Here is a 22,305-nt window from a genome sequence, read left to right as displayed (position 1 = left end):
GGGGTGGGGATCGGCCACTCGACGCGGACGACAGGGGCGGGCCCCGTCGCCTCAGGCGTCGAGAACCTGCCCCTCACGCCTCACGACGGGCGGCTCGACCGACCAGGGGAAGTTGATCCACTCGTCGGTCTTCTTCCACACGTACTCGCACTTCACGAGCGAGTGCGACTTCTCGTAGATGACGGCCGAGCGGACCTCGGCGACGTGGTCGACGCAGAAGTCGTGGACGAGCTTGAGCGTCTTGCCGGTGTCGGCGACGTCGTCGGTGATGAGCACCTTCTTGTCGCTGAAATCGATCGCGTCGGGCACGGGCGCCAGCATGACCGGCATCTCCAGGGTGGTCCCGACGCCGGTGTAGAACTCCACGTTCACGAGGTGGATGTTCTTGCAGTCGAGGGCGTAGGCCAGACCGCCGGCGACGAAGACGCCGCCGCGGGCGATCGAGAGCACGATGTCGGGCTCGTAGCCGTCGTCGGCGATGGTCTGCGCCAGCTCGCGGACGGCGGTGCCGAAGCCCTCGTACGTCAGGTTCTCGCGTACTTCACTCATGCCGGCTACCGCCTCACACCTGGGTCCGATGGAAGTTCATGAACGAGCGGGAGGCCGTCGGCCCCCGCTGTCCCTGGTACCGCGAGCCGTACCGCTCGCTGCCGTACGGGAACTCGGCGGGCGAGCTCAGCTTGAAGAGGCACAGCTGGCCGATCTTCATGCCCGGCCACAGCTTGATCGGCAGGGTGGCGAGGTTCGACAGCTCCAGGGTCACGTGCCCGGAGAAACCGGGGTCGATGAACCCGGCGGTCGAGTGCGTGACCAGCCCGAGCCGCCCGAGGGAGCTCTTCCCCTCCAGCCGCGACGCGATGTCGTCCGGCAGGGAGATGACCTCGTAGGTCGAGGCGAGCACGAACTCGCCGGGGTGGAGGATGAACGCCTCGTCGCCCTCCGGCTCGACCTCACGCGTCAGGTCGAGCTGCTCGACGGCGGGGTCGATGTGGGGGTAGCGGTGGTTCTCGAACACCCGGAAGAAGCGGTCAAGCCTCACGTCGATGCTCGAGGGCTGCACCATGGATTCGTCGTACGGGTCGATGCGCACCCGTCCGGCATCGATCTCGGCCCGGATGTCCTTGTCTGAGAGAAGCACGCCCCCACGATACGCAGAGGGCGCGGACCTGCCCCAATCGGCAGGGCCCCGCGCCCCGGCCCCTCGGCCCCGCCCTGCTCGGCCCCGCCCTGCGGCGCAGCGCGCCCGCCGCGCTAGCGCTGCCCGAGCACCACGGGCACCGCGTGCCGCAACCGCGCACACCGCGGACACCGAATGAGCCGCCCGGGCCCGATCCGCCCGGCCCCGAGCTGCTGAAGCGGGAACGAGGCGGTACTGAACACGTGCCCTTCGGCACAGCGGACGACGGTGCGCTCCATGGAACCCATCAAGTCCCTTCCCCTACACATACGCTGGACGAGACAGCCACATTAGGGGATCAACAGGACACCCTCCAGGCGGCGCTCCGCACACGCGGAGGCGTGAGCTTCGCCTCAAGTGGCGCATGGGGTACAGTGTGCAACGATGCGGCACCGTTCATACGGCCGCTGTGCGGATGTAGTTTAATGGTAGAACATGAGCTTCCCAAGCTTATAGCGCGGGTTCGATTCCCGTCATCCGCTCTTTAACGAAGCCCCAGGTCAGCGACCTGGGGCTTGTTTGTTGGCAGGCCAGCCTCGCCGTTCGTACACCCTTCAGCCCCGCGAGATGGGGCACGCGGAACACAGCATTGTCTCGCCGGACGTGTCGCATGAGGACTCTGACCTGCCCTTACGGCGGCGTTACCGCCACTGCGGCCACGTAGAAGCTCTGAGCCGGGTGTTACCTGTACCGGAATCACCGGGCCGCCTCGCCCACCTGCGGAATAATCAAGGTATGGCAGCCACGCCCAGCGTTCCCGAGCTCCGCCGCACCAGATTCGCCAGGCGGCTTCCCGCCAAGCTCTCTGAGCTCGGCGGCCCCGCCCACGGCCACATCGACCTTCCGCTGCACCTCGCGTGGTCCGGCCTGTCTCGGTTCGACCTCGACCAGCCCCGATTGCGGATGGGCTGCTACCGGATCGTGCTGGCCGAAGGGCAGCACGATGACCTGGTCCATTACCTGAACCGGGAACTGCTCGTCGCCATGTGGCCCGTCCTGCGCACACTGATCAGCCGGGACATCCGTGATGTCTGGGAGGACGCCTTCAACGAACTGACGCCCGATGCCCAGGCTGCCGCGTGAATCTCACGGAACTGCATCGGCGGCTCCTCGCGGATGTCCTCGCCGTGGGCGATGTCTACCCGCTCGTGCTCACGGGTGGCTACGCCGTCCAGGCACACGGACTGGTCGACCGGCTCAGCAAGGACCTCGATGTTGCCACCGAGAACCCGGAGCCGATGGAGAAGATCGCCGCCGCCGTGCGCGCCGGGCTGGAACAACGCGGCTGGCGGGTACGAGCGTTGGAAACCGACCCGCTGTCCGCGCGGCTGATCGTCACCGACACCTCCACCGGCGAGGAGTGCGAGGTCGATGTCCTCAAGGAAGCACTCTGGCGTCCACCTGTGAAGACTCAGCACGGCTTGGTGCTTTCCCTGGAGGACGTGGTCGGCACGAAGGTTCGCGCGCTGGCGGACCGGGGCCTGGCGCGTGACCTGATCGACGTCCGAGCGGCAACGGAACGCTGGAGTCGCATCGAGCTCGAAGAGCTCGGCCGCCGCCACGCCCGTGACAGCTTCGACCTCTCCGATCTTCAGGCCCGGCTCGCCGGCGCGGACTGGATCGATGACACCGAATTCGCGGCCTACGGACTCGACGACCAGCAGACCATCGAGCTGCGCCGGTGGGCTCAGGAGTGGGCCGATGACGTCGCCGAGAGACTCCAGGAAGCGGAGAGCCCACCCGACGACTGATGGCCGGGCATCGGACACGCGGAGGAAGCGCCGCATCTCCGAGGAAGCTGGTCGTGCCCCATCCGTGCCCTTCGGGGCGGTGAACAGCGGTCACCACGGGTATCGCCGAGCCGGCGAGAAGCGTCACGAAGGACCCGTTTCCGCAGGTCAGGCAGAGGGTGGCCAAGCCGGGCGCCGGTGATTCCCAAGCTTATAGCGCGGGTTCGATTCCCGTCATCCGCTCTTCCACTAAGCCCCAGGTCAGCGACCTGGGGCTTAGTCGTTGCCCAGACCTGTCCGACCCGGTCACATGATCGTCGCCGCATCATCGGCGCGAAGTTCGGACACACCCCACGAGCTGACTGTCACGTCGTCGCCAACGGACAGTCGGCCGGGCCGGACCACGGCCAGCTTCACGCCGAAGGCGACGCCGCCCTCAGCGGCCCGCCGGTAGGTGGCGAGGGTGCGGATCGGTTCCCGCCCGCTCCGGCACCCGGACCGCTGGTCGACCAAGGTGACGGCACAGCGGATGGCGAGCTTCGCGTACGCCAACTCCACCGAGCCGACGGTGATGCGGCGCGCGAGGTCCTCGGTGTGGGGATCGTCCCATCCGTCGACGACGACATTGGGGCGGAACCGGCTGATCGGCAGCGGTTCCGCGCCGTCGGAGACGAGGCGCTCGTTGAGGGCGGCCATGGACGAGCGGGAGACGACGTGCACCGCGCAGCTGTCGGCGTAGCCCGATGTGCCCGCGACGAGTCCGTCGGTGATCCGGTCGTGCTCGGGCGGCACCCGCACGAGTCGGCTCGGCCCGCCTGTCACCGCGGAAAGCCAGGCTGCTGCCTCGTCGCCCTGATCGATGCCGGTGAACGGAGCTCCGAACAGTTCCACCGGCCGTCGCTCGGACGACGAGTCCACCGGGACGGTGACGGTGCCGGAGCCCGGGGCCTCCAGGGTCAGGCGCGTTCCGTCGGCCGCGATGCTCGGGCGTATCAGGGCCAGCCGGGGATCGCGCCGCTGGCTGCGGAAGACTCCGTTCTCGTCGACGATCATGAATGAGCGATCGTGAGGGAGTCCCGCCGGGGCCATGAAGGCATCCTGCACGGAGAGGCCCGCGCAGCCCTTGACCGGGTAATAGGTGAGTTCCACGACCTTGGCCACAGGGCCTCCTTGTTCCTCTCGGCTTCCGGATTCTTCTCGGCTCCGGTGCACGTCGGTCTCTGGCGCCCGAGTCTGCGGGGCGGCGGCAATGGAACGTCAACGGCCCGGTTTCGGCGCTGGCTATGATCAGCGCGGTGGCGTGCCCGGGGATCACGGAGCGGTGGGGATGAGGTTCGGTCTGCTGGGTCCGCTGACCGTCCATGACGCCGGTGGCAGGCCTCTCGCCGTTCCCACTCCGAAGAGCAGGGCCCTGCTGGCCGCGCTGCTTCTCGAACCGAACCGCCTCGTCTCACGTGAGCGGCTCGCGGCCGCGCTGTGGGGTGAGAGTCCGCCCGCGACGGCCGCTGCCGCCCTGAGCAACTACGTGAGCCAGTTGCGACGAACCCTGTCGGCCGTCGACGCCGAGCGCCTCGCGTCCGTACCGACCGGCTACCGGCTTCTCGTCCACGACGGCGAGGTGGACACCGAGGAGTTCACCCTGCTGCTCGCTGAGGCGAAGACGGCACAATCCCGGCAGGACTGGGTGTCCGTCAGCCGCCTGACCCGGGCGGCCGAACAGCTGTGGCGCGGTGCTCCGCTCGCTGACGCCCCCGTGTCCGAGACCCTGCGTCCCCAGATCACACACTACGAGCAGGCGCGGGTGCAGGCCCGGGAGTGGCACTTCGCGGCCGAGCTCCGGCTGGGGCGTCACCACGAGATCGTTCCCGAGATCAGCCGGTGGACCGCCCGGTACCCCCTGCACGAGGTGTTCTGCGCCCAGCTGATCCTCGCCCTGTTCCGCAGCGGTCGCCAGGCCGAGGCGCTGCTCGCGTTCGAGCGCGTACGCCATGACCTGGTCGAGGAGCTCGGCACTGATCCGGGCCGCGCACTGCGCGATCTGCATCAGTCACTGCTGGTCGACGACCCGGCACTGCAGTGGACGGGCCCGGCCGTCGCCGCCGAGAACGGCCGGCAGGCCGATGCGGTGCACGCCGCCAGCGGGCACCCCGGCGGCGGCGCGTCCGTCGACGCCGACGTGCCCGACGAAGCCGCTGACCCGCGTACCGTCAGGACCTGGCCCGCTCCGTCCCAGCTGCCCGCCGACGTCCCCGATTTCACGGGGCGCGCCGACGAGGTGCGGACCCTGATCGAGCTGCTCACCCCCCGGCCGGACGACCGGGGCCCCCGCATGGCGGTCGTCACCGGGATGAGCGGCGTCGGGAAGACCGCCCTGGCCGTCCACACCGCGCGCATCCTGGGCGACCGCTTTCCGGGCGGCCAGATCTTCACGGACCTGCACGGATTCGGGCTCGGTACCCGCCAGGACCCGCACGACCTGCTCGGGCGATTCCTGAGCGATCTGTCCGACACTCCGGCCGGTCCCGGCCTGCCGATACCCGGCGACACCGACGGACGCGCGGCGCTGCTCCGTACCCGTCTGACGGACAGGGGCGTGCTGATGGTCCTCGACAACGCCCACGACGTCGAGCAGGTGCTCCCGCTCCTGCCGGGTTCGGCCGGCTGCTCGGTCCTGATCACAAGCAGGAACGCGCTGCCCGACCTGCCCATCGGAGCCCGGGTTCCCCTGGAGCCGCTCGGCGAAGGCGACCAACGGGCGATGCTCTCGGCGTTCTGCGGTGCCGACCGGGTCCTGGCGGAGGCAGGGGACGCTACGCGGATCCTGGCGGCCTGTGCCGGACTGCCCCTGGCCCTGCGGATCGTCGGAGCGAAGGCGAGGGTTCGCCCCTCCTGGCCGCTGCGCACGATCGCGGAGCAACTGGAAGCCGGCGACGGCCGGCTGCGGGCCCTGTCGGCCGGCAGCCTGTCCGTCCACAGCTCCTTCGCCTCCAGCTATCGGATGCTGCGGGACAGCCGTGACCGCCACGAACGCGATGCGGCGCGTGCCTTCCGGCTGCTCAGCCTGTGGCGCGGCGAGGGGCTGAGCCTCGATGCCTCCGCCGCGCTGCTGGACCTTCCCGCGCGCAGGACCGCCGAGGTGCTCGGACTCCTGGGGGACGTACATCTGCTGCAGAATCCGGAGCCCGGGCGATACCGGTTCCACGACCTGGTCGGAGAGTACGCGGCCGAGCGCAGCGCCGCGGAGGAGTCCGAGCCCGCCCGAAGGACGGCGCTGCTGAGGCTCCTGACCTGGTACACCGTCGCAACCGAGGCGGCCAGTGCGACGATCGCGCCTGGCATGCCCGCCGGCCCGAGGTTCGAGGAGGGCCCGGCGGGCCGGGCGCCGCGCTTCTACGACGCCGCCGGGGCGCTGGCGTGGTTCGTGCAGGAGCTGCCCAACCTGCGCGAAGCCGTCCAGGCGGCCGCGCTGTCCCCGCGTCCGGATCTGGCCTGGCGGCTGGCCCTCAACCTCTTCGGCTACGCCACCACGTACTGGTGGACCGGCGTGTGGGACACCTGCCTGCGGTCGGCGCTGGCCACGGCGAAGGCGCACGACGACCACGAGGGGCGGGCATGGGTCCTGTTCCGCCTCGGGGTGGCGCACCGCATGGCGCACCGGCACGATGCCAGCCTCACCTGCCTGCTGGACTGCCTCCCCCATTTCGAGGCGAGCGGCGATCTCGAGTGCCGGGCGGGTGTCTACTCCAACCTTTCCCGGGCCTACAGCGGGACGCACCGCCCACGGCAAGCCCTCGACCACGCGCGGAAGGCCATCGATCTCTTCAGGCGGTCCGGCAGCGAGCGCAGCGAGGCTCCGCTCCTGAGCGGACTGGCCACGGCCCATCGCGCCGCTGGCGAACTCCGGCAGGCCGAGGCCGTGTACCGCCAGGTGCTGGCCATGTGCCGCGAGCTGGGGTACCTCACCAACATCGCCATCGCCCTGGAAGATCTCGGCGACACCCTGCGCGCACTCGGCCGGCGTGACGAAGCGCTCGACGCCTTGACCGAGGCTCTGGCTCTGCGACGTCAGGTCGGCGACGCCGGCGGCTCGACGGACACCCTGATGGCCGTCGGACGGACCCACGCGCACTTCGGCGAAACCGCTGCTGCTCAGGCGTGCTTCGACAAGGCCGAAGAACTCAGAGGCAAGGACCAGTTGCCCCCGTGGCCGGCCGGAACGAGTGCGGGATCGGAACCGTAGCGCCGAGGGTGATCGATAGACGAACGGACCGTTTGGCTCAATCGCGTCTCAGAGCCGGTCTCCCCCGCGTTGAGGATCGAGGTGGCGCGAGGCGAGAAGCGCAGGTCAGAGGCAGGATAGCCCCGCCGGGCGACGGTGATTCCCAAGCTTGTAGCGCGGGTTCGATTCCCGTCATCCGCTCCATAGCGAAGCCCCAGGCCAGAGGCCTGGGGCTGTGTGTTGTCCAGACCTCTCGGGGCGCGTGCCATTCGCGTGCCATAAGTGCCGTAACGGGGCGTCGGCTCCAGCCCGGACCTTATCCACCGTGAGTGGTCAGGCGGCCGTTCGGGTCCGAGGCGTGGTGGCGGGCGGGGACGCTTCGGACTCTCGTCGCCCCGGGCACGGCGTCTACGGTTGCGGCCGCCAACCCGGCCTGCTCTCTGTCTGGGAGCCTTCATCGGCTGACGTCTCATGGGGCTGTCCTCTCAGCCGGTAGACGTCGTGGGATGCGCCCCATGCCAGACGGCGCAGCAGCGCGGAGAAGTAGCCGGTGCGAGCGGACGTGTGCCGGGGGCTGGGCGTCCGCGACGGCTTCCAGAGCCTGGAGAATGCACGGCCGCACCATTTCCTCGCCCGTTCCTTCACTTCACTGAGGGGTGTTGAGGAAGGAGGGGGTACACGTCCGTCGGGGAGAACAGGGTTCCGCGCCCGTCGGGTGCGACGAGCCAGGCCAGCCCCGTCGCCTGCCGGTCGGGGTCCGGAACGGCCAGCCACGCCCCGCTCGTCAGATACCGGGCGGCCCGGTCCAGCCCCGTGGGAGGAGGAGTGCCGGGAGTCATCAGGAGCACGAGTTCCTGACGCTTGCTGTCACCGAGCACCGGGCCGCTCCCCGACTGTCCCGAGCGGGCGATGGCGGCCAGCAGGCTGCGTCCCAGTATCTCCGGGACCGCGAGCGCGTCCCACATCCGCCCCGCAGGCAAGAGCACGACACCCCGTGGGCCGACTCGCCACTCACGCAGGCACCCGGCCGGGTCATCACAGGACGACGCCAGCCACCGAGCCGACCTCATCGCGCCAGTCATATGCCACCCCATCCCTGATCGGCCGACGAAGTACCCGACTCTCTAGGACCGGCAGCTGTAGGGGTAGGGAGGCGGGGCGTGGCGGATTCAGCCAGCCGATTCTTGTGATCTGACAGGTGCCGCCAGATTCCCTGGATACGGCGGCGAGCCCCTCGACGGCGGGCTTCGCCCCCGCCTCCGGCAGACGCGGGCCCATGCCCCACAGCACACCCAGCCCCACGAGGGTCACATGGCGTGGCTGATCCATCGCCGCAGCGCGACATGGGTGGTGTCGCCCAGCCGGCACAGGGCCTCGATGGCATCCATGTCGCCCGGCAGGGGCGCGATACCCGCGGTGGTGAGAGCGGCATGCAGCTCCAGGCGCCGACGGTCGGCCGGCTCGAGACGAGCGGACGGGCGGCTCGTCGGCTCCGGCGCGGGCAGAAGGTGGTCGCCGGGCTCCAGGACGCCGCAGACCGTCGGCGTCTGCTCCGGCAGATCGTCGACGAGCGCGGCAGGAAAGCGGTACGGGTCGAGATCCCGCAGCGCCACGGTGCCGGTGGTGAAAGCCTGAAAACCAGTCACGAATGCCTCCTCGGTCGTCGTGCCACTGCGCATGACGACTGCAAGCAGAGCGGAGGCGGTTGCGGCGCACGACGTACTCCACTCGAATGTCCCCTACGGCATCTCGTCACAAGAGCGATGAACCAACCGGCGAGGACCGCTGCGCGACGGCCACCTCGCGGCTCGCTCGACACCGGCGGCGACGCCTCGCGAACCGGCCACCAGACCGCAGCGGGACTCCGAGCCCAGCTTGCGTGACCAGTACCTCATTGCCGTCGCTTCACTGTTCGAGGTCGATTACCTATCCACCGGACACACAGAAATCTATGTCGGCCGGAGTAGACATTGGGTGGCGGCCTGGTTATGGTTTCTCTCGTAGCCCAGAGAGACAGCAGGGCCTGGCAGAGACGAACTGCCGGCAAGCGGTACCAGCAGTACAGGTAGTTGCAGTTCGCAGGACGGTGCGGTGGTGGAGTTTCGAAGCCAGGGTTGTTGCAGGACGGCGACGGGACTGACGGCCGGACCGGGTGGCCCGCAGTGATCAGGGGCCGCCGCGAGCGGGACCGCTGTCATGGCAGGTGCGGTACCCGCGAGTGCAGTGCGCAGTACCCAGCAGTGAAGAGTGAGCGGTACCCCTGGTGAAGGCGTCGGCTGCGGACGCGCGCATCGGGAAGTTCGGCAGTGGGGTTCCAAGCCAGAGAAGACGCAGGACGGGCGACGGGGCTGGCTGCCGAAGGGTGGCGCTGTCACAGGCCACTGAGCAGTTCGCATCACCGGCAGTACCAGCAGTACGTAGTTGATCACCGAGGAAGAACGGAGGAACCCGACGCCATCAGGATCGCCCGGGCGGAAGTCGTGAGCCCGGGTACCGCAGGACATCGATAGTGAGGTGGTCTCCGGTCAAGCAACCGCGATCCCCGCGCCCCCGACAGCAGTCAGGTCGGGTACGCGGACACAGAACGCCGGCGCAGTATCAGGGCCGGCAGGTGGTGTAGTAGTTCCTTCGGGGCCCTGGTGCCAGTACGGCACCAGGGCCCCTCCACGCGTTTCCCAGAGGGGTGCAAATGACAGCAGATGACTCGTACGGCCGTCTCGACGACGACGACTACCCCGCCTACACGATGGGCAGGGCCGCCGAGATGCTCGGCACCACACAGGGCTTCCTCCGCGCCATCGGCGAGGCCCGCCTCATCACCCCGCTGCGCTCGGAGGGCGGCCACCGCCGCTACTCCCGCTACCAACTGCGCATCGCCGCCCGCGCCCGCGAACTCGTCGACCAGGGCACCCCCATCGAGGCCGCCTGCCGCATCATCATTCTCGAAGACCAGCTCGAAGAGGCGCAGCGCATCAACGCCGAATACCGCCGCGCCGCCACGTCCGACACGCCACCGGACTCGGCTTGAGTGAGTTCGCCCGCCGTCGGCATCGATCGACGGGTGCGACCCGAGGGCTCGGCGGAGGATTGCTCACGAGCAGATGCCCGCGCGAGGTCCACCCCCATATCGGCACTGCGAGTGGCCTGGTAGGCGCCGGCCGGAGAGTGCATGCCGGGAGTTGCACATCAGGCCGTTGACGCCTATCGAGACTGCTCCCACTCGGTCCGGGAGAGTTCGTACTCGACTTCACCGTGCTCGGAGCCCTCGATCTGCTCCGGCCAGTCCCCGGTGAAGTTCCGGATGAAGGACAGGCCCGACTTTTCCATGACGCGACGGGAGCGGGTGTTGACGGCCATGGTGTTGGCGGTGACCCGCTCGACGTCAAGGTCCGTGAATCCCTTGTGGACCAGGGCCCGGGACCCTTCGGTGGCGTAACCGCGTCCCCATGCCGCCTGGTTCAGGCGGTAGCCGAGTTCGACCACGGCAGGGCTGTCCTCCTCCAGGGGCCGGAACTCGAACCAGCCCAAGAAGGTGCCGGTGGGCTTCTCCTGCGCGGCCCAGTAGCCCCGGGTCCTCCAGCACGGGTAGTCGTGCAGGAGCCGCGGGAGGGTTCTCGTCTCGATCACCTCCCGGCTTGTGGGGCGTCCGCCGTTGATGAAGCGCATGACCTCGGGGTCATTGTCCAGGGCGAGCAGATGGTCGACGTCGGCCGCCGTGAACGCGCGCAGGACGAGCCGGTCGGTCTCCAGGAAGTGGGGCATGCCGCGATCGTCACCGGGGCGGACCGGGCCTGCCACTGATTTTCCGGCCGCCGACAGACGGTGGTGTTCATGCCGCGAGGACCTCGGATCACTCGACCAAGCCCATGTCCGCGGGCCCATGGGACGGCCTCGACCTACCTGGCGACCGCGGACGACCTGGGCGACATCGTGCCGGAGGCATTCCGGCCGACGACGTACGCCTTGATGGCTTCGGCAATGAGCTGCCGGATGCCGTCCGAGCTCAGCGCCCGAGCCTGTAAATGCGCGTGCATATCGCCGTAGAGCAGCACGTCAAATCGTTTCTCCACATAGAGGTCGCTGGTGAACCGCTCCACATACACCACGCTCGCATGGTGGCGCCGGCGAACTCTCGCCGCTGCCCACGACGCGCCGCAGCACCGACTCGTCCAGCACGGCCATAAGCGCAGCGCGTTGCCGGGGGCGCCCAGCCGGCAGAGTGCCACGGCCCAGGGGCAGTTGGATCCGTCTTCGTGCCCTGTCGCGCCTGGTCGCAACCGGTTCGTCTCCGTCGCCGCCTCGCGAATTCTCGTAGCGCAGGCCGCGCGCACATAAGAATGCCTATTTCCCCCACAAGGCCCATCGGCTTCATTCGTTCTTTGTGCGATTTTCCGCCGACGCGAATGATGAACGGCAAAGAAACCGCCCACGCGAATCCCCAGGACCGTGCAAATTTCTGCGTAATATGCCAGCGACAGAGAGACGGTCCCATGTGACCGAGACCGTCAATTACGCCACCATCCACTCACAGGAGTTGGCCCCTCGATGACGCTGAATATCTCTGGCGCGGCGCTACGGCGCACGAAGCCCCTCTGGATCGCGACGGCTCTCGCGACGGTGATCGCCTCTGCCGTGATCGCGGTGACCCCGACCCCGGCGAACGCGATCGCCACACCCGTACCTCTGGGAACGGCCGCCAGCTTTGCCGTGCTGGCCGGTTCGGAGATCACCAACACCGGCCCCTCGGTGATCACCGGCGACCTCGGAGTGAGTCCGGGGACGGCCGTCAGCGGATTCCCGCCCGGCGTCGTGTTCGGCTCCCGGCATTCAGGGCCCGTCGACCAAGTGGGCCTCGATGCCAAGAGCGACCTGGTCGTGGCCTACAACAACGCCGCCGGCCAGGCCACGGACGCGGTCCTTCCCGCGGACGCCGGGGGACTGACGCTGGTCCCGGGTGTGTACACCGCCCCCTCCACTCTCGGACTCACCGGCACGCTCACCCTGGACGCCCAGAACAACCCCAACGCCGTGTGGGTGTTTCAGGTCGGTTCGGGTCTGACGACGGCGAGCTCCAGCAACGTGTCCCTCATCAACGGCGCCTCCCCCTGCAACGTGTTCTGGCAGGTCGGGAGTTCGGCCACCCTCGGCACCGAGACCAACTTCGTGGGCACCATCATGGCCCTGACCTCCATCACTCTGACCACGGGTGCGGACATCCGCGGCCGGGCGCTGGCCCGAAACGGCGCGGTGACGATGGACACCAACACGATCAACCGTGGGACGTGTGCCGGAGGCCTCATCGGCGGGGCCACGGGCGGTCTGGTCACAGGCGGTCTGATCGCCGGCACCACGGGTGGTACGGCGACCGGTGGCACAGCGACCGGTGGCACCACCTCGGGAGGCCTTCTGGGCGGTGTGGTCGGCGGCGCGACGACCAGCGGCGGTGTGCTCGGCGGCGTGCTGGGTGGAGCGACGGGCGGCCTCGTCGCGGGCACCACGACGAGTGGCACCACGGGCGGCACCGCGGGCCCGATCACGGGCGGAACGCTCGGTGGCACCTCGGGGGGCGGCATCCCCAAGCCGCCCGGAAAGCCCGGCCATGACTTCCCGGGCCTCCCCGGTCACGAGGCGCCCGGCAAGCCCGGTAAGCCCGGCAAGCCCGGTCACGGCGAACACGACGGGCACGACGGACCTGGCGGGCACGACGGGCACCACGGACCTGGCGAGCACGACGGGCACCACGGACCTGGCGAGCACGACGGGCACGACGGGCGCGCGTAAGTCTCCACGCGGGTTGGCTGCCGGGGCAGTCAACCCGCCTCGCGCGAGCCGGACGGAACGGAACGGAACGAAAGCATGAGCAGTCGCGACAGGAAAGCCGGGTGGGGCCGTGCTGGGTGGTGTCCAGTCAGCGGACGTGAAGGAACCGGAGCCCTCCGAAGCCGGGCCGGCCGCCGAGGGCAGGGGCGGCGGGCCGCACGCGTACGGGGATGAGCCCGGCCCTCCCGGCCCACTGAAGGCGGGAACCGCGGCCGCCGTCGTCGTATGTCTGGCAACGGCGCTGATCCATGTCCTCCTGGTGTTCCTGCACGTGGCGCCGCCCAACCCGGTCTCGCAGCTGTACAGCCGGCCGATCAACGCATGGATCCATCCCCTCTTCGAGCAGAACTGGCGGCTGTTCGCCCCTGATCCGGAGTCGGTGAACCGGCAGATCTCCGCGAGGACCGCGCGGACGGCACCCGACGGCACCGTGGAGGTGAGCGGCTGGTTCGACCTGAGCGCCCTGGACCACTCCGCCGTCAAGCACAACCCCTTCCCGAGCCACACGGCGCAGAACACGCTGCGCCGGGCCTGGAGTTCCTACCTCGAAGCGTTCGGCAGTGACGACGAGCCACATTCGGAGCGGGCTGTGATGATGCGGACGTACCTGCGCAACATCGCGGTGGATCGCGTCGCCGCCCACCGACGGGGCTCTTTCGACTCCATCCAGCTGCGAGTGGTCACGCTCCCCGTCGCAGCCCCGAACACCGTGGGCGTCATCCCCCCGGCCACGACCGGCGCCACGCCTCTCGAGACCCGTTACCTGCCCTGGTGGAAGGTGGCCCCCCATGGAACAGACTGAGCCGGCACCGGCACCGGCGCCGGCACCGGCAGCCGCGCCCACCCGCCCCACGGAGCAGCGCGTGCTCGACCGCATGGGCACGCTCCTCGCGCTGCTGATCGAGCGGCCGGTGTCCCTGTACGCCGCGGCGGTCCTGCGCATCGGGTACGGGCTCCTCTACCTCGTCTTCCTGTTGCGCGAGTTCCCGCACCGCGACGAGATCTGGGGTCCCGGTTCGCCGTGGACACCCGCGCTGGCGCAACAGCTCTTCGACGAGACCGGGTGGGTCAGCATCCTCACCCTGTCCGACAGCCGCGCGTACTTCGAGGTCTGCTACGGGGCCGCTCTCGTCACGTCCGTGCTCTTCACGCTGGGCTGGCGGACCAGGGCCGTGTCCGTACTGTTCGCGGTCGTAGTGGCGTCGTTCCACGCCCGGGCGATCTTCATGACGGACGGGGGCGACAACCTCATCCTCCTCATGTCCGTGTACCTCGTCTTCACCGCGTGCGGGCGCCGCTGGTCCCTGGACGCACGCAGGAAGGCGGCTCCGGCGGCGGAACGCGGTCGGCTCGGGCAGCGGTTCCACGATTTCCGCCGGACCGTGGGCACCGTGCTGCACAACTGCGGCATGTTCGTCATCGCCGCCCAGGTCTGCTTCCTCTACGGATCCGCGGGCCTGTACAAGGTGCAGGGCGGCTCCTGGGGCAACGGGACCGCCCTCCACTACGTGCTGAACCTCGAACTGTTCCGGCCGTGGCCCGCGCTGTCCCACCTGCTCGACGAGCACGCGATCGCGATGGCCATCGCCGGCTACCTGACGGTGCTGCTCCAGGTCGCCTTCCCGTTCGTCCTGTTCGGCAGGCTCAAGTACCCCGTGCTGACGATGCTGTTGGGGCTACACCTGGGGATCGCGCTCCTCCTGGGACTGCCGCTCTTCTCCGGCGTCATGATCGTCGCGGATGCCGTGTTCCTGCCGGATCGCTTCTACCGGTCCTTGGGGCACCTGTGGCCGCGAAGTGCCCGGCCACCCGGCGTCGGGAAGACACGGGATCCGGCCCGGAGAGAACCCGCACTCGTGCCGACGCAGCCCGGTCCGGCCGGCTGAATCCCTGAAACGGGAACGCGGCGGCGTCACCAGCGACGGCGCGACCATCTTCCTCATCGAGTGGCGCGGCGGCGACGCCGACCGTCTCACCATCCTCGATTGAGCCGACAGCCACCGCCGCCACGGAGCCGGCTCGCCTGGCGCGTCGGGTCACCGGACCGGGCGGCGGTGGGCGGAGCGACGCATGCGCAGGGTGATGTAGACGAGGTCCGCCACGAACAGCACGATGCCGATGATCAGCAGGAAGAGCAGTCCGTCGGCGGTGGCACCGATGATGCCCAGCACGATCGCGATGATGATCAGGGCCAGGAAGAGCGTCATGAGGGCTGCCCCCTCGGTCGGTTGGGGGGGGTCAGCGACGGGCCAGCTGCCGTTCACCGTTCGCCCCGGTCTGGTAGGGGAGGTCGTAGTGCCGGAAGACCGCCTCCTCCTCCTCGGCGGGAAGTACGTCGTCGGTACCGACCGAAGGACACCGCTTCACCAGCGCCTTGTCATGGACGACCTGCACGTAGCCCGGCCCGACCGTCGCACCGTCCAGGGGAACGAACACCAGACGGTGTCGGGTGGGCAGGCCGACGCGGACCGTGGCCATGGCCGGCTCGTCGGTGCTGGTGTCGACGTAGACCGCCTCCAGCTCACCGATTCTGTGGCCCCGCGTGTCCACCACGTCGTGGGTTCGCCACTCACGGATGTCCGCCATCTGGATCATGTCGACTCCTGGTGGTCCGTCATCGGTCGCGACCTCCCGGGAACGGTGCCACCACGCGCCGTCGAGGACGCCCTCGCGGGTGTGCGTCGTCTGCAGCCGGAGCTGAGCCGTGCCGGGCCTCACCGCTCGGTGAATCTCGTCCGGAAGGAGCTTCCGAGGTGCTGGGGCTGTCGTATTCGGCCATGGTGTTCCGCCTGCCTGTGCGGGCCCGCCGACACCTCATGGCCGACGAGATACCACCGTGATCTCACGGTACTCCGCGTGCCCGTGGTCGTGCCCGTGGTCGTGCCCGTGGTCATGCCCGCGGCCGACAGCCGGGCGTACTCGGCCATCGGCCGGCGGTGCTCTCCCGGCTCACCACCAGCAGACCGTCCACGCGCACGGGCACAAACGTCGACGACGTCTGAGCGGCACCGGAACGACCTGCGCATCCCGGAGGAGGAAGGCGGCTGAGCCGGACTGCCCGCCGGCCCGATCTCTCCCTGCCGGCCCGGCCCGCCGTCGTACAATGGGACGTGGATCGAGCACTCTCACGTGTGACGATCCGGAAGGGCGGCCTCGGCGGAGTGAATGCGCTGGGGCCGTTGTGACGACCAAAGCCAGTCGTGACGACCGCCGCCCTGCCGCCCGCGCGGGCGGCTTCATGGCGCCGCCCGTCAGAGGTGACCCAGTTCCGGGGACCTCCGCTGTTCCGGCCCACAGGCGGGTGCGACGAACACCATCACGCCCCCCGCCACCGGCAGTGAGCCACCACGCGCCGGGCGCCGTCCTACCGGGGCAGCCGCGGCCAGGAGCCACCGTACGGCACGGGAGCGGTTCGCGAGCCTGAGGCGTCGTCCGTGCCGGGGCCACCAGTCGACCGCGGCGAGGAAGCCGGAGTCACAGAAGGTGACCTGGGAGGTGTCCAGTACGAGGCCAGGCCGGCGCCCGGCAGGCGTAAGGCAGACGTTTTCTCAGGTCAGCAGGCATGTACCGACTCAAGTGCCGGGTGACTCCCAAGCTTATGGGCGCGGTTTCGATTCCTTCCTGACGGGTCCCGTCCGGTCAACGCGACGCCGTAGGGCGCGCCGATTCAGTGAACTGTCATCAGCCAATCCCTCTGGCTGAACAGCGGCCCCTGTTCCGGACGGCTGCCCATCCGTCACTCCGCCGATCAACGGTGACCTGCGGCGATCCCGCTCACCCCCGGAACGCTGCCGCGGTTCGGGCGGGGCGCGGACCGGTACACGCGGTCCACGCCTCCTTGCCCGGGCCTGTGGCGCTTTCTAGGGTCCGGCCCATGAGCATCCCCACCGAGTCGATCGGCAGCATCCCCCGGCCCCGCGCCCTGCAGGAGGCCCTCTCCGAACACGCCGCGGGGCGCCTGTCCGAAGCGGAACTGACGCGCCTCCAGGAACAGGCCACGGCCGACACCCTCAGCCGGCTGGAAACGCTGGGCTGCAACGTCCTGGTGGACGGGGAACAGGCAAAGCCCAGCTTCCTCACCTACCCCCTCGCAGGGCTCACCACCCTCGCCCCGGACGGCGCCGTCATCCCCTTCGCCGACGGCCACACCCGACAGCTGCCCCGCCTGACCTCGGGGCCGTTCCGCTACAAGGTCCGCGCGGAGACCTACCTGCGCGACGCCCTGCGCCACACCGACCGCCCGGTCAAGCAGGCGGTCATCGCGCCGTCCGCCCTCAGCCTGCTCTACCCGGCCGCCCCCATCGCCGGCTATCCCCGTGAGACCTTCCTGAGCGACCTCGCCGACGAGGCCGAGGCCGACATCCGCGGCTGCCTGGAGGCCGGCGCCCACAGCGTGCAACTGGACTTCACCGAAGGGCGGCTGTCCCTCAAGCTGGACCCGTCAGGCGGCCTGCTCGACGACTTCATCGCGCTCAACAACGAGGTGCTCGGCCGGTTCGGCGAGGAGGACCGGGCTCGCATCGGGGTGCACACCTGCCCGGGAGGGGACCACGACTCCACGCACAGCCTGGACGTGGACTACGCGGACCTGCTGCCGAGGCTCTTCCGACTGAAGGCCGGCAACTTCTACGTCCAGCTGGCGAGCGAGTCCGACCCCGAGCGCGTACTCAAGATCATTGCCGACCGACTGCGTCCCGAGATCCGCGTGTTCGTCGGCGTGACGGATCCGATCGGCACCACCGTCGAGACGCCGGAAGAGGTACGCGATCGCGTACTGCTCGCCGCCCGATACATCCCGGTCGACCAGCTGGGCACCTGTGACGACTGCGGATTCTCGCCCTTCGCCGACGACACCTCCACCTCACGTGACCTCGCCTTCGCCAAGATCGAGGCTCGCGTGAGGGGGACCGCCATGGCTTCCCAAGCCCTCGGCTTCTGACGGGAAGGGCCGACCGCCCCCTCCTGGGGCGGCCGGCCCCGGTCGGTTGGCGCAGGGCGCCCGCCGGATGTCGGCCTCCACGGGGAGAACACCGCACGCCTCCTCACCGATCCTGCGGCCCCGCGTGTCCACCACGTCGTAGGTCCGCCACTCACGGATGTCCGCCATCTGGATCATCCCGACTCCCGGTGGTCCGCCGTTGGTTCGGGAAGCGTGGCGACAAGGATCTCGGCGGCCTGGGTGACGTTGCCGGCGTCGACCGCACGGGCCATCGCCGCGCGGGCCGCATCCGCCGTGGTGTGCGGCGGGACCACCAGCAGGGCGAAGTGGTCGTTGTCGCCACGGGTGATGAGGACGGTGTCGTCACCGACGGGATACGAGTCCAGACGGACGACCTGATCGTCGATGACAAGGCGCGTCGGGACCTCGCCCCAGGCATCGGTGTCCAGGCCGACCCTCGTGATGGGGCCGAGGTGTCCGGTGAGCGCTTGGATCAGGGCGGGCAGCTCGGTCGCGACGTCCCGGGAGCGGGGCCACCAGGCGCCGTCGAGGACGCCTTCGCGGGAGTGCGTCGTCTCCAGCCTCAGCAGGGCCGTTCCGGGCCTCACCGCTCGGTGGATCTCGTCCGGGAGGAGCTTCCGAGGGGTGGGTGTGTCAGATTCGGCCATGGTGGTCCGCCTGCCTGCGCGGGGCCGCCGACACCTCGAAGCCGACGAGAAACCGCCGTGGTCTCACGGTACTCCGGGCGCCCGCGATCGGTACTCCGGGCGCCCGCGATCGGTACTCCGGGCGCCCGCGATCACGCCCGCGAGCATCGGCGGGCGGTGTTCTTGGTCGGAAACCGCCTGGTCAGAACCGCTCGTCCGTCCACAGCGCGGAGTAGGCTGAAGGTACCGGGAGTAAGTCGAGCACCCGCTCCCACGCGGACGTCGTTTCCGGCGATCAAGACACTGGGCCGCCCTGCAGGACGGCCCGGAGACGGGTCCGCGATCATGACCACCGTCGCCGCTCCCCTCATGTCGGCGCGCCTGTCGCTGACACCTGAGACCACCCTCGTCGGCCAGTTGGACGGCGCTTGGTGGCCTGAGTCACGCGACCTCGAAGCCGAGCTTCCACCACTGATCGACGCGCTGGAGGGCCGCTTCGGACGCATCACGCGCGTCGCGGTGAACCCCACCCGCTGGCCCGTCGTCCCGCAGAAGGTTCCCGTCACCGGGCACACCCTGCACGTGGGCTGGTTCACCGAACAGGACCCCGACAAGATGATCCTGCTCTCCTACTCCGTCGGCCGCTGCGACCTGCTGGTGATTCCGCCCGAGACCGAACCCGCCGCAGCCGCCCGGCTCATGACCGCCGCCGCCGTCCCCGGCAGCATCCTCACCGCCGGTGTCCTGATGTCCGACGAAACCGCGACCGGCCGCCGTATGCGGGACGCCCGCAGCAGCGAGGCCGCCTCGGCGACCGACGGCGGGTCCGACCCGCCGCCCCTCCGGCACCCGGTCGTCGGCGCGCGGATGATCCCGCTCCGCGGGACCCCGCGGAGGTGACGTCATGGAGACCTTGATCGCGCTCGCGGCAGTCGCCCTGCTGATCACGCTCGGCATGCGCCTGATCCATCGACTCAACACCCAGCACGACGCACGCATCGCGGCCCACCACTTCAGCGACCCCTACCCGGCCATCGCCCGGCCACCCGGTCACAGCCCCCACACGCGGACAGGGCAAGCCTCCAGCCACAGGAGCACGGGTACCTGGCCGTGACCACCTCAGACCACTCCTCCGACCGAAGGCCGCGGGTGGGGCACCCGACACCCGGGACAACCCACCCGCCGACCTCTCGCTCGCCCATGACTCGCCCATGAAGGGGCCACGCACCTTGTACCCCGGCGACACCGCGATCCTGCCCTCGGCCGGACACACGTAGATCCGCATCGTCGCCTCCACCCCCGACGGCGGCACCCGGCTCCACCTCACCGTCGACACGGATTCCGCTGCCGGACCCGCACGGTCGTGGCTGACCGCAAGCAGGCCGCCCACCGGCGCCGGCACCCACGGGGACGAGGTCTGAGGAGCAACCCGGACCCCTACGCATGAAAGGACTCGGTCATGGCGACTCTCCACGAGCGGCAGGGCTACCGCGAACGGGTCCTGACCGCCCTCTACGAAGCCACCGAGGGCAACCGCCTTCTCGGAGTCCCTGGTCGAACGCTGCGGAACGACCTGCGCATCCCGGAGGACGACCTGGCGGCGGCCTGTACCTACCTGGCCGGCGAGGGCCTGATCACCGTCGACTGGGAACCGGGCAACACACCCGCGATGGTCTCCCTGACCCACCAGGGCATCAGGCGGATGGAAGCCGAAGAGGAAGAACGCGGCTGAGCTCCGGCCGGGAGCCGGCCGCCCTCGCCCGCGCTGGGAGCCGGCCGCCCTCGGCGCGGCCGTCGGCACGTGCGGAAACCCGTGTGGCGCACCCGGCCGCCGAGGAGCATCCTGAAGGCGCGTAGCGGTACGGCCCGCCGCCAGGACCGTCTCGGCGAAGGACGGCGACAGCACCGGGAAGCCGCGTGCGAGCACCGGGCAGGAGAAGGGTTGCCGCCCAATCGAGCTACCACGTGCGCCGGCATCGTACGAGGGCCACATCGCCGGCCCGCCGCCCGGTTGGAGGTAACTGGATGGCAGCCGGACAGCGTGGGGACCCGGACCGCTCCGAGAGCTTCGGGGAGAAGCTCCTGGGTGTGTTCCTGGACCGCGCACACGAGCTGCCACCCCATCTGGTCGCACCGCACGTCGCCGACGCGGTGGCCCGGCTGGGGGCCCGCGACCCGCAGATCCTGCTCCAGGACTACGGACAGCAGCAGCTGGTCCCCTTGCCCGGCGAGGGCCTGGCGGCCGGCGATCCGCAGCCCATCGACAGCTCCGTAGTGGGCCGGTGCTTCCTCGACTCAAGCCCTGTCGAGCTCGTCCGGCCCGACGGTGTACGGGTCCACCTGCCGCTGCTGCACGGCGGCGATCCGGCGGGGGTCCTGTCCGTAACCCTGGATCGGGTCGACGACGACGACCGCCGCATCCTCCGCAGGATCGCCGGTCTGGTGGCCGACATGATGGTGACCAAGAACGGCTACACCGACCTGTTCTCCCGCACCCGGCGCACCGAGCCGATGAGCGTCGCCGCGGAGGGCCAGTGGTCCCTGCTGCCACCCCTGGCCATGGTGATGCCGCGCGTCGCGGTCGCCGGGGTCCTGGAGCCCGCCTACGACGTGGCGGGCGACAGCTTCGACTACGCCTACAACGGGGACACCCTCCACCTCGCCATGATCGACGCGATGGGCCACGGGTTGAGCGCGGCCACGATGGCCACCGTGGCCATCGGCGCCTACCGCCACGCTCGCCGGACCAGCATCGAGCTGTCCGAGATCTACGCCTTCATGGACCGGGCCGTCGCCGACCAGTTCGCCCCCGACCACTTCGTGACCGCGCAGATGATGCGGCTGGACACGACCACCGGGAACCTCCAGTGGGTCAACGCAGGACACCCCGCCCCCCTGCTGATCCGCGGGCACCGCGTCGTACACCGGCTGGACAGCCCGACGACCCTCCCCGTCGGCTTCGGAGGATCGGAGCCACAGGTCAGCGAGCTGTCACTGGATCCGGGAGACCGGGTCCTGTGCTTCACCGACGGCCTGATCGAGGAACACCAGAGCGGGCAGGAGCAGTTCGGCGAGGACCAGCTGATCGACCTGGTGAACCGGCTGCAGGAGACGGACCGCGGCGTCCGCACGGTGGCACGGGACCTGTCCCACACGCTCAAGCGGCCCGCGGCGAAGCCACCACGGACGACGCCACGCTCCTCCTGGTCGAATGGCGCGGATGACCACCTGAACCGCGTCGGATCAGGTGGCGGGCGTACCCGCGTTTACCTGGAGGGCGATCAGGGTCGAGGCGTACACCTCCGCATGGCGCCGCGCCGGCCCTCCCTGCCGCGAGGCGACCTGCTCCGAATGGCTGCTCCGATGTGCCCGGCCGGTCTGACCTGCCTAGCGTCGTACTGCCGTGCCGCACGGCTGCGGCGCACCAAGGCAATGGAGAGGAACTCCCATGGCAGTCGTGATGACCTTCGTGTGGCCCGAGATGACGCCAGAGGTGTACGACGCGGCTCGTGCCCGGGTGGGCTGGGAAGACGACGCTCCGGACGGGTTCGTGATGCACATGGGCTGGTTCGTCGACGACGCCTTCCACGTGGCCGACGTCTGGGAGACGGAGGACCACTTCACGCGGTTCATCGCCGACAGGGTCGCACCCGTGGTCAAGGGGGAACTGGGCATCACGACCGAGCCCCAGGTGACGTTCGCCCCCCTCTACCGTCGCTTCATCGCCCCGGACGCCGGCGGCGCCGCCTGAACGTCGCGGAGCGACGCGCCCG

Annotated in this window: 22 protein-coding genes, 1 tRNA gene and 1 pseudogene; 14 read left to right on the top strand and 10 right to left on the bottom strand. The window is 69.6% G+C overall.

What is annotated here, in order from left to right; all coding sequences use genetic code 11:
• Positions 1-51: 51 nt before the first annotated feature.
• Complete coding sequence (locus tag ACIBG6_RS19270) at positions 52-549, bottom strand: phosphoribosyltransferase (RefSeq protein ID WP_317596877.1); 498 nt, start codon at positions 547-549, stop codon at positions 52-54.
• Between the two features lie 13 nt (positions 550-562).
• The gene (dcd, locus tag ACIBG6_RS19265; RefSeq protein ID WP_399223780.1) at positions 563-1,138 is read right to left on the bottom strand and encodes a dCTP deaminase; all 576 of its coding nucleotides are present in this window, start codon (positions 1,136-1,138) and stop codon (positions 563-565) included.
• Positions 1,139-1,588: 450 nt separating this feature from the next.
• Here dcd and ACIBG6_RS19260 point away from each other — a divergent pair.
• The 3 genes from ACIBG6_RS19260 (at position 1,589) to ACIBG6_RS19250 (ending at position 2,928) form a co-directional block, all read left to right on the top strand.
• Positions 1,589-1,659: transfer RNA gene (locus ACIBG6_RS19260), tRNA-Gly, on the top strand.
• A 253-nt stretch (positions 1,660-1,912) separates the two neighbouring features.
• Positions 1,913-2,260, top strand: a complete 348-nt coding sequence (locus tag ACIBG6_RS19255; protein WP_399223779.1) for a transcriptional regulator — start codon at positions 1,913-1,915, stop codon at positions 2,258-2,260.
• A complete protein-coding gene (locus ACIBG6_RS19250; RefSeq protein WP_399223778.1) occupies positions 2,257-2,928 on the top strand; it encodes a nucleotidyl transferase AbiEii/AbiGii toxin family protein in 672 nt (223 codons plus the stop codon). The genes ACIBG6_RS19255 and ACIBG6_RS19250 overlap by 4 nt, the downstream gene beginning before the upstream one ends.
• 285 nt (positions 2,929-3,213) lie before the next feature.
• Here the strand turns inward: ACIBG6_RS19250 and ACIBG6_RS19245 are convergent, their stop codons facing one another.
• On the bottom strand, positions 3,214-4,068 hold the full coding sequence (locus ACIBG6_RS19245; protein ID WP_399223776.1) for an MOSC domain-containing protein: 855 nt from the start codon (positions 4,066-4,068) through the stop codon (positions 3,214-3,216).
• 166 nt (positions 4,069-4,234) lie between these two features.
• On the opposite strand from ACIBG6_RS19245, the gene ACIBG6_RS19240 reads away from it, so the two are divergent.
• On the top strand, positions 4,235-7,147 hold the full coding sequence (locus tag ACIBG6_RS19240; RefSeq protein WP_399223775.1) for an AfsR/SARP family transcriptional regulator: 2,913 nt from the start codon (positions 4,235-4,237) through the stop codon (positions 7,145-7,147).
• Positions 7,148-7,767: 620 nt separating this feature from the next.
• Here the strand turns inward: ACIBG6_RS19240 and ACIBG6_RS19235 are convergent.
• Positions 7,768-8,112, bottom strand: coding sequence for a hypothetical protein (locus ACIBG6_RS19235; protein ID WP_399223774.1), 345 nt, complete (start codon positions 8,110-8,112; stop codon positions 7,768-7,770).
• A gap of 321 nt (positions 8,113-8,433) precedes the next feature.
• Complete coding sequence (locus ACIBG6_RS19230; RefSeq protein WP_399223773.1) at positions 8,434-8,805, bottom strand: hypothetical protein; 372 nt, start codon at positions 8,803-8,805, stop codon at positions 8,434-8,436.
• A gap of 1,010 nt (positions 8,806-9,815) precedes the next feature.
• On the opposite strand from ACIBG6_RS19230, the gene ACIBG6_RS19225 reads away from it, so the two are divergent.
• Positions 9,816-10,154: a MerR family transcriptional regulator gene (locus tag ACIBG6_RS19225; protein WP_399223771.1), complete on the top strand. Its 339-nt coding sequence runs from the start codon at positions 9,816-9,818 to the stop codon at positions 10,152-10,154.
• Between the two features lie 173 nt (positions 10,155-10,327).
• Here ACIBG6_RS19225 and ACIBG6_RS19220 read toward each other — a convergent pair whose 3' ends face one another.
• Together ACIBG6_RS19220 and ACIBG6_RS19215 are read right to left on the bottom strand one after the other, a co-directional pair.
• The gene (locus tag ACIBG6_RS19220; protein ID WP_399223770.1) at positions 10,328-10,888 is read right to left on the bottom strand and encodes a GNAT family N-acetyltransferase; all 561 of its coding nucleotides are present in this window, start codon (positions 10,886-10,888) and stop codon (positions 10,328-10,330) included.
• Positions 10,889-11,022: 134 nt separating this feature from the next.
• The gene (locus ACIBG6_RS19215; RefSeq protein WP_399223769.1) at positions 11,023-11,232 is read right to left on the bottom strand and encodes a hypothetical protein; all 210 of its coding nucleotides are present in this window, start codon (positions 11,230-11,232) and stop codon (positions 11,023-11,025) included.
• Positions 11,233-11,671: 439 nt separating this feature from the next.
• On the opposite strand from ACIBG6_RS19215, the gene ACIBG6_RS19210 reads away from it, so the two are divergent.
• From ACIBG6_RS19210 to ACIBG6_RS19200, 3 genes are all read left to right on the top strand, one after another.
• Positions 11,672-12,907, top strand: a complete 1,236-nt coding sequence (locus ACIBG6_RS19210; RefSeq protein ID WP_399223768.1) for an ice-binding family protein — start codon at positions 11,672-11,674, stop codon at positions 12,905-12,907.
• Between the two features lie 136 nt (positions 12,908-13,043).
• On the top strand, positions 13,044-13,748 hold the full coding sequence (locus ACIBG6_RS19205; RefSeq protein ID WP_399223767.1) for a DUF5819 family protein: 705 nt from the start codon (positions 13,044-13,046) through the stop codon (positions 13,746-13,748).
• Between the two features lie 73 nt (positions 13,749-13,821).
• Complete coding sequence (locus ACIBG6_RS19200; protein ID WP_399224020.1) at positions 13,822-14,832, top strand: HTTM domain-containing protein; 1,011 nt, start codon at positions 13,822-13,824, stop codon at positions 14,830-14,832.
• A gap of 150 nt (positions 14,833-14,982) precedes the next feature.
• On the opposite strand, the gene ACIBG6_RS19195 is transcribed toward ACIBG6_RS19200, so the two are convergent.
• The gene (locus ACIBG6_RS19195; protein WP_399223765.1) at positions 14,983-15,153 is read right to left on the bottom strand and encodes a hypothetical protein; all 171 of its coding nucleotides are present in this window, start codon (positions 15,151-15,153) and stop codon (positions 14,983-14,985) included.
• 31 nt (positions 15,154-15,184) lie between these two features.
• The gene (locus ACIBG6_RS19190) at positions 15,185-15,541 is read right to left on the bottom strand and encodes a PRC-barrel domain-containing protein (protein ID WP_399223764.1); all 357 of its coding nucleotides are present in this window, start codon (positions 15,539-15,541) and stop codon (positions 15,185-15,187) included.
• Between the two features lie 1,279 nt (positions 15,542-16,820).
• Between ACIBG6_RS19190 and ACIBG6_RS19185 the strand changes: the two genes are divergently transcribed.
• Positions 16,821-17,885, top strand: coding sequence for a cobalamin-independent methionine synthase II family protein (locus tag ACIBG6_RS19185; protein WP_399223763.1), 1,065 nt, complete (start codon positions 16,821-16,823; stop codon positions 17,883-17,885).
• Between the two features lie 173 nt (positions 17,886-18,058).
• Here ACIBG6_RS19185 and ACIBG6_RS19180 read toward each other — a convergent pair whose 3' ends face one another.
• Positions 18,059-18,553 carry a DUF5994 family protein gene (locus ACIBG6_RS19180; RefSeq protein ID WP_399223761.1) on the bottom strand — a complete coding sequence of 165 codons (495 nt, stop codon included), beginning with the start codon at positions 18,551-18,553 and terminating at the stop codon, positions 18,059-18,061.
• Positions 18,554-18,877: 324 nt separating this feature from the next.
• On the opposite strand from ACIBG6_RS19180, the gene ACIBG6_RS19175 reads away from it, so the two are divergent.
• The 5 genes and pseudogenes from ACIBG6_RS19175 to ACIBG6_RS19155 all read left to right on the top strand — a co-directional run bounded on the left by ACIBG6_RS19175 (position 18,878) and on the right by ACIBG6_RS19155 (position 22,283).
• On the top strand, positions 18,878-19,432 hold the full coding sequence (locus ACIBG6_RS19175; RefSeq protein WP_399223760.1) for a DUF5994 family protein: 555 nt from the start codon (positions 18,878-18,880) through the stop codon (positions 19,430-19,432).
• Between the two features lie 4 nt (positions 19,433-19,436).
• A complete protein-coding gene (locus ACIBG6_RS19170) occupies positions 19,437-19,646 on the top strand; it encodes a hypothetical protein (RefSeq protein ID WP_399223758.1) in 210 nt (69 codons plus the stop codon).
• Between the two features lie 345 nt (positions 19,647-19,991).
• Positions 19,992-20,264, top strand: a complete 273-nt coding sequence (locus ACIBG6_RS19165) for a hypothetical protein (RefSeq protein ID WP_399223757.1) — start codon at positions 19,992-19,994, stop codon at positions 20,262-20,264.
• A 293-nt stretch (positions 20,265-20,557) separates the two neighbouring features.
• Positions 20,558-21,756, top strand: a pseudogene (locus tag ACIBG6_RS19160) (PP2C family protein-serine/threonine phosphatase).
• A gap of 224 nt (positions 21,757-21,980) precedes the next feature.
• On the top strand, positions 21,981-22,283 hold the full coding sequence (locus ACIBG6_RS19155) for a hypothetical protein (protein ID WP_399223756.1): 303 nt from the start codon (positions 21,981-21,983) through the stop codon (positions 22,281-22,283).
• Positions 22,284-22,305 lie beyond the last annotated feature (22 nt).

Origin of the sequence: Streptomyces sp. NPDC050842 (genome assembly GCF_044456565.1) — a bacterium.
Taxonomy (GTDB): domain Bacteria; phylum Actinomycetota; class Actinomycetes; order Streptomycetales; family Streptomycetaceae; genus Streptomyces.
The sequence above is the reverse complement of the archived record's forward strand: the minus strand, read 5'-3'. Positions and strand labels throughout refer to the sequence as shown.

What these genes read in the sequence shown, in the direction of transcription:
- ACIBG6_RS19185 (WP_399223763.1), top strand. Translation starts at nt 16,821, where the DNA reads ATGAGCATCCCCACCGAGTCGATCGGCAGCATCCCCCGGCCCCGCGCC.
- ACIBG6_RS19240 (WP_399223775.1), top strand. Translation starts at nt 4,235, where the DNA reads ATGAGGTTCGGTCTGCTGGGTCCGCTGACCGTCCATGACGCCGGTGGC.
- ACIBG6_RS19195 (WP_399223765.1), bottom strand. Translation starts at nt 15,153, where the DNA reads ATGACGCTCTTCCTGGCCCTGATCATCATCGCGATCGTGCTGGGCATC.
- ACIBG6_RS19230 (WP_399223773.1), bottom strand. Translation starts at nt 8,805, where the DNA reads ATGCGCAGTGGCACGACGACCGAGGAGGCATTCGTGACTGGTTTTCAG.
- ACIBG6_RS19155 (WP_399223756.1), top strand. Translation starts at nt 21,981, where the DNA reads ATGGCAGTCGTGATGACCTTCGTGTGGCCCGAGATGACGCCAGAGGTG.
- ACIBG6_RS19170 (WP_399223758.1), top strand. Translation starts at nt 19,437, where the DNA reads ATGGAGACCTTGATCGCGCTCGCGGCAGTCGCCCTGCTGATCACGCTC.
- ACIBG6_RS19190 (WP_399223764.1), bottom strand. Translation starts at nt 15,541, where the DNA reads ATGATCCAGATGGCGGACATCCGTGAGTGGCGAACCCACGACGTGGTG.
- ACIBG6_RS19210 (WP_399223768.1), top strand. Translation starts at nt 11,672, where the DNA reads ATGACGCTGAATATCTCTGGCGCGGCGCTACGGCGCACGAAGCCCCTC.
- ACIBG6_RS19200 (WP_399224020.1), top strand. Translation starts at nt 13,822, where the DNA reads ATGGGCACGCTCCTCGCGCTGCTGATCGAGCGGCCGGTGTCCCTGTAC.
- ACIBG6_RS19255 (WP_399223779.1), top strand. Translation starts at nt 1,913, where the DNA reads ATGGCAGCCACGCCCAGCGTTCCCGAGCTCCGCCGCACCAGATTCGCC.
- ACIBG6_RS19165 (WP_399223757.1), top strand. Translation starts at nt 19,992, where the DNA reads ATGGCGACTCTCCACGAGCGGCAGGGCTACCGCGAACGGGTCCTGACC.
- ACIBG6_RS19225 (WP_399223771.1), top strand. Translation starts at nt 9,816, where the DNA reads ATGACAGCAGATGACTCGTACGGCCGTCTCGACGACGACGACTACCCC.
- ACIBG6_RS19180 (WP_399223761.1), bottom strand. Translation starts at nt 18,553, where the DNA reads ATGGCCGAATCTGACACACCCACCCCTCGGAAGCTCCTCCCGGACGAG.
- ACIBG6_RS19220 (WP_399223770.1), bottom strand. Translation starts at nt 10,888, where the DNA reads ATGCCCCACTTCCTGGAGACCGACCGGCTCGTCCTGCGCGCGTTCACG.
- ACIBG6_RS19270 (WP_317596877.1), bottom strand. Translation starts at nt 549, where the DNA reads ATGAGTGAAGTACGCGAGAACCTGACGTACGAGGGCTTCGGCACCGCC.
- ACIBG6_RS19175 (WP_399223760.1), top strand. Translation starts at nt 18,878, where the DNA reads ATGACCACCGTCGCCGCTCCCCTCATGTCGGCGCGCCTGTCGCTGACA.